This is a genomic window from Caulobacter sp. CCUG 60055 (assembly GCF_022750545.1).
In the GTDB taxonomy this organism is placed as follows: Bacteria; Pseudomonadota; Alphaproteobacteria; order Caulobacterales; family Caulobacteraceae; genus PUIC01.
Genome location: NZ_PUIC01000002.1, coordinates 1 through 16,613, shown reverse-complemented (window position 1 = coordinate 16,613; position 16,613 = coordinate 1). Strand labels below are relative to the sequence as shown.

The 16,613-nt window shown below is 72.5% G+C and carries 15 protein-coding genes; 4 read left to right on the top strand and 11 right to left on the bottom strand.

From position 1 onward, the window contains the following. The 3 genes from C5708_RS03965 (at position 1) to C5708_RS03955 (ending at position 4,097) form a co-directional block, all read left to right on the top strand. Positions 1-1,425, top strand: coding sequence for an FAD-binding oxidoreductase (locus tag C5708_RS03965; protein ID WP_242918099.1), 1,425 nt, complete (start codon positions 1-3; stop codon positions 1,423-1,425). A gap of 26 nt (positions 1,426-1,451) precedes the next feature. After that, positions 1,452-2,987, top strand: a complete 1,536-nt coding sequence (locus C5708_RS03960) for an aldehyde dehydrogenase family protein (RefSeq protein ID WP_242918097.1) — start codon at positions 1,452-1,454, stop codon at positions 2,985-2,987. A 72-nt stretch (positions 2,988-3,059) separates the two neighbouring features. Next, a complete protein-coding gene (locus C5708_RS03955; protein WP_242918095.1) occupies positions 3,060-4,097 on the top strand; it encodes a DUF1338 family protein in 1,038 nt (345 codons plus the stop codon). Positions 4,098-4,104: 7 nt separating this feature from the next. On the opposite strand, the gene C5708_RS03950 is transcribed toward C5708_RS03955, so the two are convergent. After that, positions 4,105-4,404 (bottom strand): metalloregulator ArsR/SmtB family transcription factor, encoded by a 300-nt coding sequence (locus tag C5708_RS03950; protein ID WP_242918093.1) that lies wholly within the window; start codon positions 4,402-4,404, stop codon positions 4,105-4,107. 67 nt (positions 4,405-4,471) lie between these two features. On the opposite strand from C5708_RS03950, the gene C5708_RS03945 reads away from it, so the two are divergent. After that, entirely contained in the window at positions 4,472-5,377 is a 906-nt protein-coding gene (locus tag C5708_RS03945) for a PhzF family phenazine biosynthesis protein (protein WP_242918091.1), read from the top strand. A gap of 4 nt (positions 5,378-5,381) precedes the next feature. Here the strand turns inward: C5708_RS03945 and C5708_RS03940 are convergent, their stop codons facing one another. The 10 genes from C5708_RS03940 to C5708_RS03895 all read right to left on the bottom strand — a co-directional run. Further along, positions 5,382-5,861 (bottom strand): universal stress protein, encoded by a 480-nt coding sequence (locus tag C5708_RS03940; protein WP_242918089.1) that lies wholly within the window; start codon positions 5,859-5,861, stop codon positions 5,382-5,384. Positions 5,862-5,968: 107 nt separating this feature from the next. Continuing rightward, positions 5,969-8,809, bottom strand: a complete 2,841-nt coding sequence (locus tag C5708_RS03935) for a TonB-dependent receptor (RefSeq protein WP_242918087.1) — start codon at positions 8,807-8,809, stop codon at positions 5,969-5,971. A gap of 130 nt (positions 8,810-8,939) precedes the next feature. After that, a complete protein-coding gene (locus tag C5708_RS03930; protein ID WP_242918085.1) occupies positions 8,940-10,973 on the bottom strand; it encodes a bifunctional diguanylate cyclase/phosphodiesterase in 2,034 nt (677 codons plus the stop codon). Continuing rightward, a complete protein-coding gene (locus C5708_RS03925; RefSeq protein WP_242918084.1) occupies positions 10,961-11,500 on the bottom strand; it encodes a heme NO-binding domain-containing protein in 540 nt (179 codons plus the stop codon). The genes C5708_RS03930 and C5708_RS03925 overlap by 13 nt, the downstream gene beginning before the upstream one ends. A 97-nt stretch (positions 11,501-11,597) precedes the next feature. Then, a complete protein-coding gene (locus tag C5708_RS03920; protein ID WP_242918082.1) occupies positions 11,598-12,080 on the bottom strand; it encodes a GNAT family N-acetyltransferase in 483 nt (160 codons plus the stop codon). Positions 12,081-12,138: 58 nt separating this feature from the next. Beyond that, entirely contained in the window at positions 12,139-13,098 is a 960-nt protein-coding gene (locus C5708_RS03915; protein ID WP_242918080.1) for an alpha/beta hydrolase, read from the bottom strand. Between the two features lie 2 nt (positions 13,099-13,100). After that, complete coding sequence (locus C5708_RS03910) at positions 13,101-14,795, bottom strand: TonB-dependent receptor (RefSeq protein WP_242918078.1); 1,695 nt, start codon at positions 14,793-14,795, stop codon at positions 13,101-13,103. A 134-nt stretch (positions 14,796-14,929) separates the two neighbouring features. Beyond that, on the bottom strand, positions 14,930-15,388 hold the full coding sequence (locus C5708_RS03905; RefSeq protein ID WP_242918076.1) for a hypothetical protein: 459 nt from the start codon (positions 15,386-15,388) through the stop codon (positions 14,930-14,932). After that, positions 15,385-16,170: a hypothetical protein gene (locus C5708_RS03900; protein ID WP_242918074.1), complete on the bottom strand. Its 786-nt coding sequence runs from the start codon at positions 16,168-16,170 to the stop codon at positions 15,385-15,387. The genes C5708_RS03905 and C5708_RS03900 overlap by 4 nt, the downstream gene beginning before the upstream one ends. 97 nt (positions 16,171-16,267) lie before the next feature. Next, a partial coding sequence (locus C5708_RS03895) for a bacteriophage N4 adsorption protein A (protein WP_242918073.1) occupies positions 16,268-16,613 on the bottom strand: 346 nt, incomplete at its 5' end.

The window sequence follows — 16,613 nt, the reverse complement described above, 5'->3', positions numbered from 1 at the left end:
ATGCTGTCGGCGTCTGACCGGGCCGCCTTGCTGGCGGCCGTGGGCGAGGACGGCCTGGTCCTCGACGAGGGCGGCCGCGCGGCCTACGAGACGGCCGCCCGCTACGGCGGGGGCCGGGCCGCCGCCGTGGTCCGCCCGCGCACCGCCGAGGAGGTCTCGGCCGTGGTCGGCCATTGCGTGCGCAACGGGCTGGCCTTCGTGCCGCAGTCGGGCAACACCGGCCTGGCGCTCGGCTCGACCCCGGACGCCTCCGGGACCCAGGTCGTGCTGTCCCTCGACCGCCTGCGCGCGCCCCTGGCCGTCGACGCCGCCGACCGCACGGTCGAGGTCGGGGCCGGCGTGCGCCTGTCGGCCCTGAACGCGGCCCTGGCCGAGCACGACCTTTGCCTGCCGATAGACCTGGGCGCCGACCCGATGATCGGCGGCATGGTCGCCACCAACACCGGCGGGGCGCGTTTCCTGCGCTATGGCGACATGCGCCGCCACGTCCTCGGGCTGGAGGTGGTGCTGCCTGACGCCGAAGGCACGCGGCTGACCCTGTCGGCGGGCCTGCGCAAGGATAACGCCCAGCTGGCCCTGCGGCACCTGTTCGTCGGCGGCTTCGGCGCGCCCGGCGTCGTCACCCGCGCCGTGCTGGAGGTCCATCCCCGCCCCCGCCAGACCGCCGCGGCGATCCTGGTTCCCCGCGACGAAGCCGCCGTGCTCGACCTGCTGCTGGCCTTCGAGCGCGAGGCCGGCCCGTTCCTGACCGCGTTCGAGGGCATGTCGCGGGCGGCGGTCGTCCGGGCGCTGGCCCACGTCCCCGGCCTGCGCGATCCCTTCCAGGGCGGCGAGGTCCCGCCCTATTGCGTCCTGGTCGAGCTGACCAGCAGCCTCTCGCCCCGCGAGGGCCGGCCGGGCCTCGCCGACCTTCTGGAAGACGTGCTGGCCGATCTGGCCGAGGCGCCGGGCGGGCCGCTGGCCGACGCCCTGCTGGGACCGCCCGAGCGCATGTGGGCGCTGCGCCACGCCCTTTCGGAAGGCCTGCGGGCGTGCGGGCCGGTGATCGGCCTCGATCTTTCCCTGCGCCGGGCCGACATCCCCCGGTTCCGCGCCGAGGCGGCGGCCATGCTCGCCCGCGACTTCCCCGAGTTCGAGGCCTGCGATTTCGGCCACGTGGCCGACGGCGGCGTGCATTTCAACCTGGTCCGCCGCGAGGGCGGCGCGGCCGAGCCCGCGCGCGCCGAACAGGTGCGCGAAGCCGTGCTGGCCCTGGCCGTCGAAGGCTACGGCGCCAGCTTCAGCGGCGAGCACGGGCTGGGCCGGGCCGTGCAGGCCTCCTACGATCGATTTGTCTCCCCGCTCATCCAGGCCTATAGCGCCGCCGTCGTCGGCGTGTTCGCCGACGCGTCCCCGGCGGCCCTGCGCCTGGGCCCGCCGCAATGACCATCGCCCTCGACAAGGATCGCCCGATGTCCGCTCCGCAAGCCCTGCCCTCGGCCGCCGCCGAAACCCACGCCATCCTCGGGCGGCTCGGCGTGGCCGAGGCCGCCTGGCGCGGCGGCTCGCTGGCCGCGCGCTCCGCAGTTGACGGCGCGGAGACGGCGCGGGTCGTCGAGCACACGCCCACGGCCGCCGCCGCCGCCATCGACGCCGCCCACGACGCCTATCTCGCCTGGCGCAAGGTCCCCGCGCCGCGCCGGGGCGAGCTGGTCCGCCTGCTGGGCGAGGAGCTGCGGGCGGCCAAGGACGACCTGGGCCGGCTGGTCACGCTGGAGGCCGGCAAGGTGGTCTCCGAGGGCCTGGGCGAGGTCCAGGAGATGATCGACATCTGCGACTACGCCGTCGGCCTGTCGCGCCAGCTGTTCGGCCTGACCATCGCCACCGAGCGGGCCGAGCACCGCATGATGGAGACCTGGCACCCCCTGGGCGTGGTCGGGGTGATCTCGGCCTTCAACTTCCCCGTGGCGGTGTGGTCGTGGAACGCCGCCCTGGCCCTGGTCTGCGGCGACAGCGTGGTCTGGAAGCCGTCCGAGAAGACGCCGCTGACCGCCCTGGCGGTGCAGGCCCTGTTCGAGCGGGCGGCGGCGCGCTTCGGCCCCGACGCCCCGGCCGGCCTGTCCACCCTGCTGATGGGCGGGCGCGAGATCGGCGAAGTCCTGGTCGACCACCCCAAGGTCCCGCTGGTCTCGGCCACCGGCTCGACGGCCATGGGCCGGGCGGTCGGCCCGCGGCTGGCGGCGCGCTTCGCCCGCGCCGTGCTGGAGCTGGGCGGCAACAACGCCGCCATCGTCGCCCCGTCGGCGGACCTCGACCTGACCCTGCGCGGCGCGGCCTTCGCGGCCATGGGCACGGCCGGCCAGCGCTGCACCACCCTGCGCCGCCTGTTCGTGCACGAGAGCGTCTATGACGCCTTCCTCGCCAAGCTGAAGGCGGCCTACGCCTCGGTGCCGGTGGGCGACCCGCGCGCCGCCGGAACCCTGGTCGGGCCGCTGATCGACGCGGCCGCCTTCGAGGCCATGCAGCGGGCCCTGGCCGACGCCCGCGCCGCCGGCGGCGCGGTGAGCGGCGGCGAGCGGGTCGAGGTTCCCGGCGCGGCGGACGCGTTCTACGTGCGCCCGGCCCTGGTCGAGATCGGCGAACAGGCCGAGGTCGTCCGCCGCGAGACCTTCGCCCCCATCCTCTATGTGATGAAGTACGCCGACCTGGACCAGGCCATCGCCCTCCAGAACGACGTGCCCCAGGGCCTGTCGTCGTCGATTTTCACCCTGAACGTCCGCGAGGCCGAGCGGTTCGTGTCGTCCGAGGGGTCGGACTGCGGCATCGCCAACGTCAATATCGGCCCGTCCGGCGCCGAGATCGGCGGGGCCTTCGGCGGCGAAAAGGAGACCGGCGGCGGCCGCGAGGCCGGCTCCGACAGCTGGAAGGCCTACATGCGCCGCGCCACCAACACCATCAACTACGGCGCCGCCCTGCCGCTGGCCCAGGGCGTGTCGTTCGACGTCTGATCCCCGGCCGCGCCGCCTCCCCGGCGCGGCTTCGTCCCGCTTCTCCTCAACCGCCTCTCGCGGAGCGCGCCCATGTCCCTCGCCCAAGACCGTCAGCTGTTCGCCCTCACCGCCACGGCGGTCGGCGCCCGCGAAGCCGCCGCGCTGTTCGGCGTGCTCGACATCGATCCCGCCCTGGCCGCGCCGCAAGGCGAGACCGTGTCGCGGGCCGTGTTCGCCATGGCCATGAACGCGGTGCTGTTCCACGACCTGCTGGTCCGCGCGCCGACGGGGGCGGCCTATGTCGAGGACGTTCGCCAAGCCGGCGGGCGGGTGATCTTCGACCACGGCGCCCTGCGCACCATCCGCTTCGGCCAGGGGCCGACCGGCGCGCTTCCGCCGGGCCAGGAGGCTTTCGTGCGCATCCTCGAGCCGCTGGGCTACGAGATGGCCGGCCTCTATCCGCTCGACCGCCTGGGCATGACCGGCCGGGCCTACGCCCATCGCGACTTGCCCGAGGCCATCCCGCAGTTCTTCGTCAGCGAACTGCACGTGGAGCGGTTCTCGCCAGTCTTCCAGGATGCCGCCGCCCGCGTGTTCGGCGCGACCCGCGATCCGCTGGACATGACCGCGAACGCCGCCCTGGCCGCCTTCGCCGACACCGGCTCCTGCCCGGCGGCCCTGGCCGTCGAGGCCCTGCCGCACGTGGCGGCCGCGTTCGGGCGCTGGCACAACGCGCCGGCCCTGGCCGACTACCGGCTGCTGCTGGCGGATTCGCCCGAGGCGGCCTGGATCGCCACCGAGGGCCAGGCCTTCAACCACGCCACCGACCGCGTCGCCCGGGTCGAGGAGACGGCCGAGGCCCAGCGCGCCCTGGGCCGGCCGATCAAGGACGCCGTCGAGGTGTCGGCCTCCGGCCGCGTGCGCCAGACCGCGTTCAAGGCCGACCCGACCCTGCGCGCCTTCGTGGGCGAGGACGGCGGCGCCGTCGAGATGAGCGTCCCCGGCTCCTTCTACGAGTTCATCAGCCGCGACGCCGTGGTCGGCGAGGACGGGATCGCCCGCCTCGACCTGCGGTTCGACAGCTCCAACGCCCAGGGCATCTTCAAGATGACCCAGGCCGCCGCCTGACCCGCCGCTAGAGCGCCCGCCGCAGGGCCTCGGCGACCTCGGCCAGGCGCGCCTCGTCGCGGCGATAGAAGGTCCACTGCTTGATCCTGGCGGCGCGCACCAGCCCCGTCGCCGTCAGGATGCGCATGTGCTCGCTGAGGGTCGACGGGCTGACCCCCAGCTTGTCAGCGATGAACAGGCCGCACACGCCGTCCTCGACCAGGTCGCCGTCGACCTGCGGCGGGAAATGCGCGCGCGGGTCCTTCAGCCATTCCAGGATCTGGAGACGTTTCTCGTTGCCGAGGGCGCGGAAGATATCGGCTTGCATTTCGCTATTTCGCCAACTAACGAAATCATAGTCAACAACCGATCGCCCGCGCCGGGAGCAGACCGCCATGCGCCGCTTCGCCTTCGAGACCGTCGACGTGTTCACCGAGCGCCAGTTCGGCGGCAACCCGCTGGCGGTGTTCACCGACGCGCGCGGCCTCGGCGACGGCGAGATGCAGGCCCTGGCGGCCGAGTTCAACCTGGCCGAAACCACCTTCGTCCTGCCGCCGGAGGACCCGGCCAACACCGCGCGCATCCGCATCTTCAACCGCACCGCCGAGATGCCGTTCGCGGGCCACCCCAGCGTCGGAACCGCCTACGTCCTGGCCCGGCGCGGCCGCCACGACGGCGGCGTCCTGCGCCTGGAGGCCCCGGCCGGGCTGATCCGCGTGGCCATGGAGACCGACGAGGCGGGCCGCTTCGTCGGCGGCGAGGTCGAGGCCCCGCAGCCCCTGTCCGTCGGCGGCGAGGTCGCGCCCGAACTGATCGCCGCCTGCCTGGGCCTCGATCCGGCCGAGGTGCTGACCGCCGCCCACCCGCCGAGCATCGTCTCGGTCGGGGTCAAGTTCGTCCTGGCCGAGCTGACCCGCGAGGCCCTCGACCGCTGCGTCCCCGACGTCTCGGCCTTCCGGCGCGCGGTCGCGCTGACGCCCTCGGTCGAGGGCCGGTTCTCGCTGCACGTCTACGCCCGCGACGACGATCCGGAGCTGCTGCACGCCCGCATGTTCGCGCCGCTGGCCAACAACTACGAAGACCCCGCCACCGGCAGCGCCAACGCGCCCCTGGCCGCGCTGCTGCTGTCCCTGGGCGAGGCGGCCACGGCGCGCTTCACCGTGCGCCAGGGCGAACGCATGGGCCGGCCCAGCCTGCTGCGCCTGACCGCCCGCCGCGCCGAGGACGGCCTGCGCGCCACCATCGCCGGCCGCTGCAGACCCGTGCTGGCGGGCGAGGCGACGCTGGACGCCGTCGGCTGAGAGGTCAGGCCGGCTCGTTCGACCGGCTCAGGACGGCCTGGAACTGCTCGTCGGAGATGACGTTGCGGCCGATCAGCAGGCTGCAGTCGATATTGTCCACCAGATAGGCCCCGCTCGAGCCCGACCACCACCGCTCCAGCAGGCTCTGCCGGCGATGGCCGACGACCACCAGGTCGGCGCCGATCTCGCGGGCGAAGGCGCTGATCTCCTGGGCCGGCTCGCCGATCACCAGCCGCGCCTCGGGGACCAGGCCGATGCTCTTCAGCTTGGCCGCGCCCTCCTCCAGGACCGCCTCGTAGCGTTCGCGCAGATGGGCGGCGACGCCGACATGGGCGGTCTCGGCCATGCGCGAGCCCGGCGTCTCGGCGATGATCGACAACAGGAACACCCGCGCCCGACAAAGCTTGGCCAGCAGGGCCCCCTCGCGCAGGGCGGCGCGCCCCTCGACGGTGCCGTCATAGGCCAACAGGATTCGTCCGTACAATGTCCGCTCCCGCTCACGATCTCCAAGACCTGCGTGACAGACTGCGCCGATCTTGTCGCTGCGACATTGTAGAACGTCATTCGCCGACGCGAAAATCGCGCCGGCGATCAGAAGAACAGCTTGCGGAAGCTGACGGTGGCCACCCGGCCGACAGGATCGAGATAGGCCGGCTGGTAGCTGGCAGGGGTGGCTCCCGCGGCGTCGCGCACCTGCATGCGCTGGTCGAACAGGTTGGTCACCGACAGCGTCACCCGCGAGCCCCGCAGCCAGGGATGCTTCTCGACCAGCGGCCGGCGCTGGCCCAGATTGGCGAACAGCCGCAGGTTGATGGTCGCCAGGTCCGAGAAGTTCAGGTCGCCGCTGGACGGACCCATGCCGTTATGGACAGTGGTGGCGCTGACCCAGTTGGCGCTGACGCGCGCACCCAGGCCGTTGTTGGTATAGCCGAACTGAGCCTCGACCTGGTGGCGCGGCTGGCCGCCGGTCGATCCCGCCGCCGAACCGTTCAGCAGGTCCAGCACCGGGCCGCCGGGACGGACCAGCAGCTCGTCGGTGAAGAAGACCGTGTGGTAGACGGCGACCTGCAGCCGGCCGCTCTGGCCGCGTCCGCCGAAGCCGCCGCCTCCGCCGCCCCGGCCGAAACCGCCGCCAGGGCCGCCGGGCCCGCCCGGTCCGCCGTCCGACCGGCGGGCGTCGCGGTCAGGACCGCCGCCTGAACGCCCGCCGCCGTTGTCGGCGGCCGCGCCCGACCGTTCGGGCGGCGGCGGCGGACGGAACTCCGGCCTCGGCGCGTTGGCCGTCGAGGACTTCAGCGGGATCGAATAGTTGAAGCCCCAGCGCAGCTCGCGGCGGGTCTCCTGGGCGAAGTTGAGCGGACGGTAGTCGACCTGGACCAGACGGCCCGTGGCGTCGCGCACGAAACGGTCGGGGAAGGCGTTCTCGATGTCGGCGGTGACGGCCGGGAAGCTCTTGATCGGGTTGTCGACGCGGCTGTCGATATAGTTGGCCGTCACCGTCAGGTTCTGGCTGGAGAACGGCTTCAGGGTCAGGCCGATCTTGGTGATGTTGCGCGTGTCGGCCACCAGGTTCGGATCGCCGCCGTCGATGCGGGTGATGTCGACGGTCTGGCCGGCGGCGTAGTCGAAGATCCGCGAGCCCGGCGTGGCGATGGTCGGATTGCCGAGCTGCTGCACCGTCGGGGCGGCCTGGTCGCGGGTGTGCGAGACGATCAGGGTGACGCCGGTGACCGGCGTCCAGTTGACGCCGTAGCCCAGGGTGGTCAAGGCGCCGAAGTCCGAGACCTGGTCGATGGCCGCGTTGCCGTTCAGCGTCACGTCGCCGAAGAAGGCCAGGAAATCCTTGCGCCGGCTGGTCACCGGCACGTCGACGTTGAGCTGGGCGTTGAAGTCGTTGCGCGCCAGGCTCGAGCTCTGGTCGATCCCGAAACGCAGCGAGCGCGAGGAGAACCAGCTCTGCGTGTCGCCGATCTTGAAGCTGGTGTAGACGTCGCCGGACGGCAGCTTGAACAGCGGGCCGCTGGCGACGAACTGGGCGTTCAGAGTGTCGGACAGCGAGCGGGCCTTGTTGGCGGCCCGCAGGCTGAGCAGGTCGGCCGGCGGCGGCCCGAACGGGTCGAAACCCGGCGAGCGGGCGGCGAGCAGCGCCTGCATGGCCGTGGGGTCGAGGCCGGTGTCGCTCTGGGTCAGGGTGTCGGCGTGGTCGTAGGCGCTGGTCAGGGACAGGCGCCAGTCGTGGGTCTCGCGGTTCAGGCTGGCGCCCAGATGTCCGGTCCAGCCGTCGACGTCCTGACGCAGCGGCCCCAGCGAGTCGACGTAGCGGTGCAGCAGGACGTCCGAGCCGAACGGCGAGAACGGGTCGCCGGCGGGAACCAGCAGGTCCATCCCCGGCAGGCCCAGCCGCGCCTGGCTGCTGTTGGCGCTGAGCGAGCCGTTCACGGTGGCGGAGACGTCGCCGAACACCGCGCGGCTGAGCACGGCGTTGAGGGTGACCTGCCGGGTGGCCGGCAAGAGGGTGCGGTCGCGCGAGACGTCGGTGACGTTGGCCGCGCCGGCGGCGAAGTCGGACAGGGTCAGCGGGCGGCCCGCCGCCCCGGCCGGAACCCCGGCTATGGCGACCGGCCGGCCGGCCAGGGCGTCGAGGGCGGGGTCGATGCTGGCGCCGGGAACGGCGGCGGTGACGTTGCCGGGAATGGCGTAGGGCGGCCCGGAAGCCGGCGCGGCCAGGTCGCGGTCCGCCTCGGTCATGGCCGTGCTCTGCTGGTACTTGAGGTCGAGGTTCAGCCGGTCGTCGCCGCGGATGTGCAGCAGGTCGACCGCGCCCGAGCCCGTGGCCTGGCCGCCCTCGGTCGGACCGCCGCCGCCGACCTCGCCGGTGATCGCGCGGAACCGGCGGCGCAGGACGATGTTCACCACCCTCTGGTCGGCGCTGTAGCCGTATTTGAGCGAGACCTCCTCGGGCAGGATGTCGACGCGCAGGATGGCCTCGGTGGGGATGTCGCGGATTTCGGAGAAGCTGGAGATGCGCCGGCCGTTGAGCAGCACCACCGGCGTGGTCGCCCCGCGCCCGCGATCGCTGCGGGTCTCGGGCGACAGTTCGTTGAGCAGGTCGGCGACCGAGCTGACGCCGTAGGACTGGACGTCGGCGGGGCTGAGCTGGATCTCGGGCTTGATGTCGCCGACCACCGCCCCCGGCTGGCGGCGCTGTCCGCTGATCACCACCTCGGACACGGTGGCGTCGACGTCGGCTTCGGGATCGGCCTTGGGCGCAGGCGCGGCCTTGGCGGGCGGCGGCGAGGCTTCCGGCGGCGCGGCGACCGCCGCCCCGGCCAGGGCCCAGATAAGCGGAGCCGCGCAGACCCCGCGCCGCAGGCGCCCCATCGTCCGGCGAGGCCTCACGGCCGCGCCCAGGTCCGCGCTCGAACTCGCCATCACTAAAGCCGATCCCCCGCTACGCGCCGCATGGCCGACGCCCCGTCGCCTAATGCCGGCGCGGCGTTGCACAGGCATTTCAAGGCCGCACAAAAGCGGCATCGTTAAGACGCAAAGGGAAACGCGGCCCCTAGTCCGCGCCCGGGTCCGGCGTCGACGCCGCGGCCAGCAGGGCTGCGGCGGCCTCGCGCTCGAGGGGGCGGGCGAAGAAATAGCCCTGGGCGAAGCCGCAGCCCATCTCGCGCAGCTGCTCGACATGGGCGGCGGTCTCGGCCCCCTCGGCCACCACGTCCATCTCCAGGCTGCGGGCCAGGTCGAGGATGGTGCGGACGATCTCCTCGCCGCCCGCCCCCTTGAGCGCGGTGACGAACGAGCGGTCGATCTTCAGAGTGTCGAATGAAAGCTGCTGCAGGTAGCTGAGGCTGGAATAACCCGTGCCGAAATCGTCGATGCTGACGCGGACGCCCTGGGCCCTCAATTCGTCCAGGATGGACTTGGTGCGGCGGGCGTCCTGGATGGTGACGCTCTCGGTGATCTCCAGGCGGACGGCCGACGGATCGACGCCGCTGGAGCGGACGGCGGCCATCACCTGCCCGACGAAGTCGGGCTGGTGGAACTGCCGGGGCGAGACGTTGACGCTCATCGTCACCGGCCCGGCCTCGGGATAGGCAGACCGCCAGGCCGCCAGCGTGGCGAAGGCCTCCTGCATCACCCACTGGCCGATGAACACGATCAGGCCGGTCTCCTCGGCGATGCCGATGAAGTCGGACGGCGGAGCGATCTCGCCATCCGCCCGCCGCCAGCGGATCAGGGCCTCGAACCCGACCAGCCGCTCGCCGTCCAGGGCGAAGATCGGCTGGTAGTGGAGGATGAACTCCTTGTTGCGCACGGCGTTGCGCAGGTCGGTCTCGGTGGCCAGCCGCCGCTTGGCGTCGGCCAGCAGGCTCTGGTCGAAGACCTCGATGCGGGCGCGCCCCTCGGCCTTGGCGCGGTACATGGCCAGGTCCGCGTCGCGCATGATCTCGTCGGCGCCGGCGTAGCCGGCCGCGCAGGAGGCCACGCCGAAACTGGCCGAGGTGAAGATGTCCTGCCCCTCGATCTGGAACGGCCGCCGCAGGGTTTCCTGCAGCGCCTCGGCCAGCTCGATCGCCGCCGCCTCGCCGCCGACGTCTTCGAGCAGGACGGTGAACTCGTCGCCGCCCAGGCGCGCCAGGGTGGCGACCAACGGCGCGGCGTCCGCGCCCCGCGCCTCGGACACCACCCGCCCGAACCGCCCGGCGATCTGGACCAGCAGGTCGTCGCCGGCCGCGTGGCCCATGCTGTCGTTGACCAGCTTGAAGCGGTCGAGGTCGATGAACAGCACCGCGAAGCCCAGTTCGGACCGTCGCCGATGGGCGGCCACGGCCCGCTCCAGCCGGTCGACGAACAGCAGGCGGTTCGGCAGGCCGGTCAGCGGATCGTGCGACGCGTCGTGCATCAGCTTGTCCTCGGCGCGCCGCCGTTCGACCACGCGGCCGAGCTGGGTGCCGATCTGCCCGACCACGCCCAGCAGCTGCTCGTCCGGACTGACCGGTTCGCGATGGAAGAACTCCAGCACGCCCAGCACGTCGTGGCCGACCAGGACGGGGAAGGCGAAGGCGGCGTGCAGCCCGCACGCCCGCGCGGCGTCGGCGCGGGGGAAGTTGTCGTCCTCGGCGACATCGGCGATCCAGGCCGCGCGGCCCGAGCCCAGCACCCGGCCCGGCAGTCCCTGGCCGGCGACGAACTCGGCCTGCTGGTTCAGCGCGATGAACGGCGCGAGCCGGTCGGGGTCGGCGGCGTACCAGACGTCGGCCGGCGTCAGGCGCGGCGGCCCGGCCGTCGCCAGCCGATAGGCGTTGCCGTAGCTCCAGCCGGTGTGGTCGCACACCGCCCGCACGGCGACGCGCAGGGTCTCCTCGACCGAGCGGCTCTGGTTGGCGACCGTGGCGATGGTCTCCAGCAGCACCAGCTGCTGCTGGCGCTCATAGAGGTCGCGCAGGCCCTTCTCGGCGATGGCCTCGGCGTGCAGCCGCGCGGCGCGCTCGCGCTGGAACCTGTGTTCCAGCTTGAGCAAGCGCAGGTTGAGTTCGGCGACGGTGTCTTCCGGTGGGGCGGGGGCCTTGCGCTCGTTCAGCGCGCCCATCGAATCTCCATGACGCACTTGGCGTCGCCATGGTTCATGCAGGCGGCGTGGCTGACGTCGACCGTCTCCTCGAACAGGTCGGCGGCGCCCTCGACGAAGCCGTGGGCCAGGTCGCACATCCGGCGCGACGAGTCGTAGTCCATGCTGACCGCGCCCGCCGCGTCCTCGCGGAAATGGAAGAACGGGCAGCTGGCGCCGGCGTACAGCTTGCGCACTTCGGGATGGATGATGCTGTTGACGCTGAGCACGAAGCTCTTCGACGAGGCGTGCCGCTCGAAGAAGGCGCCGTAGCGCTCCTTCAGGATCGGCATGGCCCGCCGCCCGAACCAGCGCAGCACCTCGGCGCGCGGCAGGTTCAGCGCCGCCGAAGCGGCCTCGACCAGGGCGAGGATCTCCTCGTCGTCGTAGTTTCCGAGCGAGGTGTAGGCGCCGGAGAGATCGGCCCGGAGCAGCAGGTCGTCCCAGACGTCAGGACCGAACTCACGGACCACCGCTTCTTCGAGCAGATTGAAGACCACGCCCTTCATGCACGCAACTCCGCCACGCCACGCCAAGCTGGCCCGCAACCGGAGCCGCGGGCCGAATAGCCGACCGAGCGTGAGCATTGCGTAAACGCCGGCCGCGTCAGTCGAAGACGAGCGTCATCTCCACTTCCTCGTCGTAGCGGCCGCCGGTCGGAACGAAGCCCAGGCCGCGATAGAAGGGCTCGGGACCGCCCTCCACCTCGTGGCAGCTCAGCCGCAGCTCCTTGAAGCCCCGCGCGCGCAGGTCCGCGACCAGGCGCTCGATCGTCCGGCGACCGAAGCCAAGCCCCTGGTGCGGCCCGGCGATCATGAACCGCCAGAGGAAGGCGCCGGGATAGTCGATGCCGTCGTCGTGATCGGCGCCGATGTGCAGCATGACGAAGCCGACGAGGACGTCGTCGGCGTAGATCGCCCGGAACCAGGCGTTCTCCGAGAAATGCGCCTCGGCGATCGACAAGGCGTTGTCGGCGACCATGTCCCGCTGGGCGTCCGACAGGGTTTCGCTGAGCTCGCAGACCTCGTCGACCGTGCGGGCGTTGATGCGACGAAAGGTGATTTCGGCGCTGGCGGAAAGTTCGGCCATGACATCATCCGAAAGTTGAGAGCGCCCCGCCCTCGCCTATCCCGATAAAGTCAGCCGTTCAAGGCGTCGCCGTCGCCGTCCGCACCGCCTCGCCGATCCGCGCGATGGCCGTTCGCCCCAGCGCGATCGCGCCCGCGAACAGCACGAAGCCGTGGATCACCCCGTCCACGCAGTCGAACGTCACCGGCGCGCCCTCGGCCGCCAGCCGGTCGGCGTAGGCCCGCGCCTCGTCGCGCAGAGGGTCGAGCCCCGCGACGACGATCAGCGTCGGCGGCAGCCCCCGCAACGCCGCCGCGTCGGCCAGCAGCGGCGAGGCGCCCGGCTCGTCCCCCTGGGCCGGATCGGCGAGGTATTCCCGCTCGGCCCGCTTGATGTCGAACTCGCGCAGGAAGAAGCGGCCGTCGCCCAGCGCCGCGCGCGAGGGAAAGGCCGCGTCGGCCTGGGCGCTGAGGACGGGATAGACCAGCACCTGCAAAGCCAGCGGGACGGGAGACCGCTGGCACAGCGCCGCCGCGAGGTTGCCGCCGGCGCTGTCGCCGGCCACCACGAGCCGGCGCGGGTCGGCGCCGAGGGCGCCGGCGTTGGCCGCCGCCCAGGCCAGCGCCGCCTCGGCGTCCTCCAGGGCGGCGGGATAGCGATGCTCGGGCGCGCGCCGGTAGTGGACGTCGACCACCACCGCCCCGGCGGCGGCGCAGTAGGCCCGGCACACCGGCGCATAGGCGTCGGGATCGCCCACCGTCCAGCCGCCGCCGTGCAGGTGCAGGATCAGCGGCGCGCCGGCCTCCTGGTCCAGGGGACGATAGATCCGCAGCGGGATCGCGCCTTCCGGGCCGGGAACGCTCAGGTCCTCGATCTTCGCCACCGGCGCGGGCGGCGGCCCGTAGAGCGCGCTCATCACCCGCAGGGCCTCGCGCCGCTCGGCGATGGTCGGGTCGGCCGGCGCGTCGGCGAAGTCGGCCGCCATGCGCGCCAGCAGGGCCGCCGTCTGCGGCTCGGCGACGAAATCCTCGGCGGCCATGGTCAGAACCGCACCCCCAGCGTGGCGCTGACCGTGCGCGGATCGCCGTAATAGGCCAGCTGGTAGCCGAGCGAGTCCGACAGGTCGAAGCCCTGGTTGATGTAGCGGCGGTCGGTCAGGTTCTTGCCGCCGACCTGCAGCCACCATTTCGCCCCCGGCGAGTCATAGCGGGCGAAGGCGTTGACCAGGGTGTAGCCCTTCTGGGCCAGCACCTCGCTGCTGGACACGGTCGGATAGGTCTTGGAGCGGTAGCCGGCGTCGGCGCCGACGGTGATCGCGCCGCGCTCGCCCAGGTCGAAGCGGTAGGTCCCGCCCAGCTTGACGTCCCAGCGCGGCGCGTTGACCAGCTTGCGCTGGCGGCTGATGTCGACGCCGCCGGGGCCGATATAGCGGTCGTAGCGGCCGTCGAGATAGCCGGTCACCAGGTTCAGCGTCAGGCCCCGGACCGGCCGGGCGACCAGCTCCAGCTCGGCGCCGCGCATGGTCGCCTGGCCGGCGTTGGTGAACAGGGCCGCGAAGCCGCCATGGGCGTCGGCGACGAAGCTCGACAGCTGCAGATCGCGGTAATCGTTCCAGAACAGGGCGGCGTTGGCCGTCAGCCGGCGCTCGAACAGGGTCGACTTGATCCCCACCTCGTAGGCCCACAGCGTCTCGGGATTATAGGGCTTGGCCCCGGCCGCGTCGTTGGCCCGGCCGTCGAACCCGCCGCTCTTGAAGCCGCGGCTGACGCTGGCGTAGGCCAGCACGTCGGGCGTCCAGTGGAAATCCAGGCCCAGCTTGGGCGACCACGACGCCCAGTCGTGCGAGGTCGAGATGTCGGTGGCCAGCAAGCCCGGGGCGCCGTAGGGCACGGGGAACGGCGTGGTCGCGGCGAAGTACTTCTGCGAGCGCGAGAAGTCCTTGTTCTCGTAGGTGTAGCGCAGGCCGGCGGTCAGGCTCAGCCGGTCGGTCAGCTTATAGGCGCCCTGGCCGTAGACCGCGTAGCTGACATTGGTCTGGTCGTTGAGCGAGCCGGTCACCAGCCCGATGCGCGCCACCGCCGCCTTGGCGATCAGCCGGTCGCCGACCAGGGGAGCGTTCACCGAGGCCTTGGCCTGGAACAGGCCGTAGTCGCCCACCGTGGCCTCGGCCTCGCCGCCGAAGGCGTCGGTCAGCGGCTTGGAGACGAACTTGACCGCGCCGCCGATGGTGTTGCGGCCGTAAAGCGTGCCCTGCGGCCCGCGCAGCACCTCGATGCGGTCGACGTCGTAGACGTCGAGGAACGCCCCCTGCGCCCGGCCCAGATAGACGTCGTCGACATAGACCCCCACCCCGGGGTCGGCGAAGGCCAGGGAATCGATCTGGCCGACCCCGCGCATGTAGATCACCGCGTTCGAGGCGTCGCCGACATGGATGGTCAGGTTGGGCGTGGCGCTTTCGATGTCGCCGATCGAGCCAGCCTGCAGGTTGCGCAGGGTGTCGCTGGAAAAGGCGGTGACGGCGGCGGGCACGTCCTGCAGCCGCTCGTCGCGCCGGCGCGCGCTGACCACGATCTCCTCGACGCCGGCGGGCTCGGCCGGCCGCGCCGCCGGAGCCTGTTCCTGCGCGGCGGCCGGCGCGGCCCCCAACGCCGAGGCGGCGACGCCCGCCAGGGCCGCCGCGGCCATCGTCGAGCGCGCGCGCGTCCCAGCGCGGCGCGGCCATCCAGTGGTGCGCATGGTTCTTCGTCCTCCCCGCGGAGCCGCCTTCGGGCGGTCTTCCGTAGGCTGATCAGGACCACGGACCAGGCCGCCGGACTAGCGAAGAGATAGGGGCGAAAATATCCGCAAAATCTGCGCAGATCGCGACGGGTTCAGCGGTCGAGGGCGGCCTTGACCAGCCGCAGCGTCCGCTCCAGGTGGCCGCGGATCAGCGCCTCCAGCTTGGGCGTCGGGCGCACCACCGCCGCGCGGCCGTCTTCTCCCGCCCGGGTCTTGACCAGATAGCCGTCGTCCACCGCCCGCTTGATGCGCTCCTCGCGCGTGCGGTTGGAGCCGCTCTTCATGATCTGGCAGGCCGCCCCGACGGTGATCGGCCGTCCCCGCCAGTCGGCGATCAGGCAGCCGACCAGCAGGTACCAGAACTCCTGGGTGAAGTAGTTCGGCCGCCCCTCGAAGGTCTCGTCCCAGTCGCGCGCATAGGCCTCCAGGGCCTGGGCCCAGGCCAGGAGCTGCGCGTCGGAGAGCGTGTCGTCGTCGGAGGCCATGGCGATGCCGCCATCCTTCCACGATTCGATGCCGCCCGGCGCCGCCGCGCCGAGGGAGGCCTTCAACCGCCCGGCCGCGCCAGCGCCTCGACCACCGCGTCCGGGACATAGTGCGGGCCGTCGAACAGATAGACCCGCCGCCCGCCATAGGCGCGGAGCTGGCGGCGCAGTTCGTCGGCGGTGGCGGCGCGGAAGCCGCCGCCGGGGCGCGGACGGAAGGCTTCGGCGACGATCGCCGTGCGCACCGCCCCGCGGGTGCGGGTCAGGGCGTCGGCGTAGGCGGCGGCCGTCGGCGCGTCGCGCACGTGCTCGCCCACCCCGTCCTGGAACAGCACGCCGACGTCCTCGGGCGCCCAGGAACGCACCCAGGCGGCGAAGGCCTCGGGCCCGATGTTGCCCTTGTCGTAGACGCTGACCCACAACGGACGCGGCAGCCCGGCCAGCAGGCCGCCCATCCGCGCCGCGTCCGGCCAGGTGGGATCGGCCTCGACGGGGAAATACCAGCCGGCGACGTTGACCGGCGGGCGCAGGGCGGCGACGCGGCGCGACTGTTCGATCAGCAGGTCGAGCTCGCGGCGGGCCTGCGGCTCGTCATAGCGGCCGGCGAGGCCGAGGATGACCGACGCGGCCCAGGGCTCGCGGCCGATGCGGTCCCAGTCCGGCGCGGGCTGGATCAGGGGCGGGCCCGCGCCCTCGGCGAAAGCCGCGCCGTCGACGGCCAGCCATTGCACGATCAGCTCGCGCGCGCCGACGCGGTCCCAGGTTCCGGCCGGTCGGGCGGTGGCGGCGTCCGGCTGCCAGAACACCCCGTCCACCTTGACGGGGCCGGTCGCGGCGCAGGCGCTCAACAGTCCGGCCGCGACGCAGGCGGCCGCGAGGACTGCGGGCGGATGTCTACGGCCGATGGATCGCAAGGCCTCGTCCCTGGCTCGCGGAACGGCTCCATCAGTACGCTATGCTGAAGGTGGCGAACACCCCTTCGGCCCGGCGGTCGCCGTCCAGGCGGGCCCGGTACTGGACCGAGGCTTCGACATAGGAGCGGGGGGCGGCGTGGCTGTCGCCGCGGAACCAGCGGCGCACGACGACCCCCGGGCCGGCGCCCAGCGCCGATTCCCGCGCGAAGCTGCTGTCATAGGCGTAGTTGATCCCGACGAACGGGGCCACGATCCAGCCTTCGCTGTCGCCGGCCCGCACGGCCCAGCCCGCCCGCGCGTCGACCACGCCCAGCGTCTGGCCGTAGTCGACGATGCGCGCCACGTCGCCATAGAGGTTCCAGATGTGGACGGCCCCC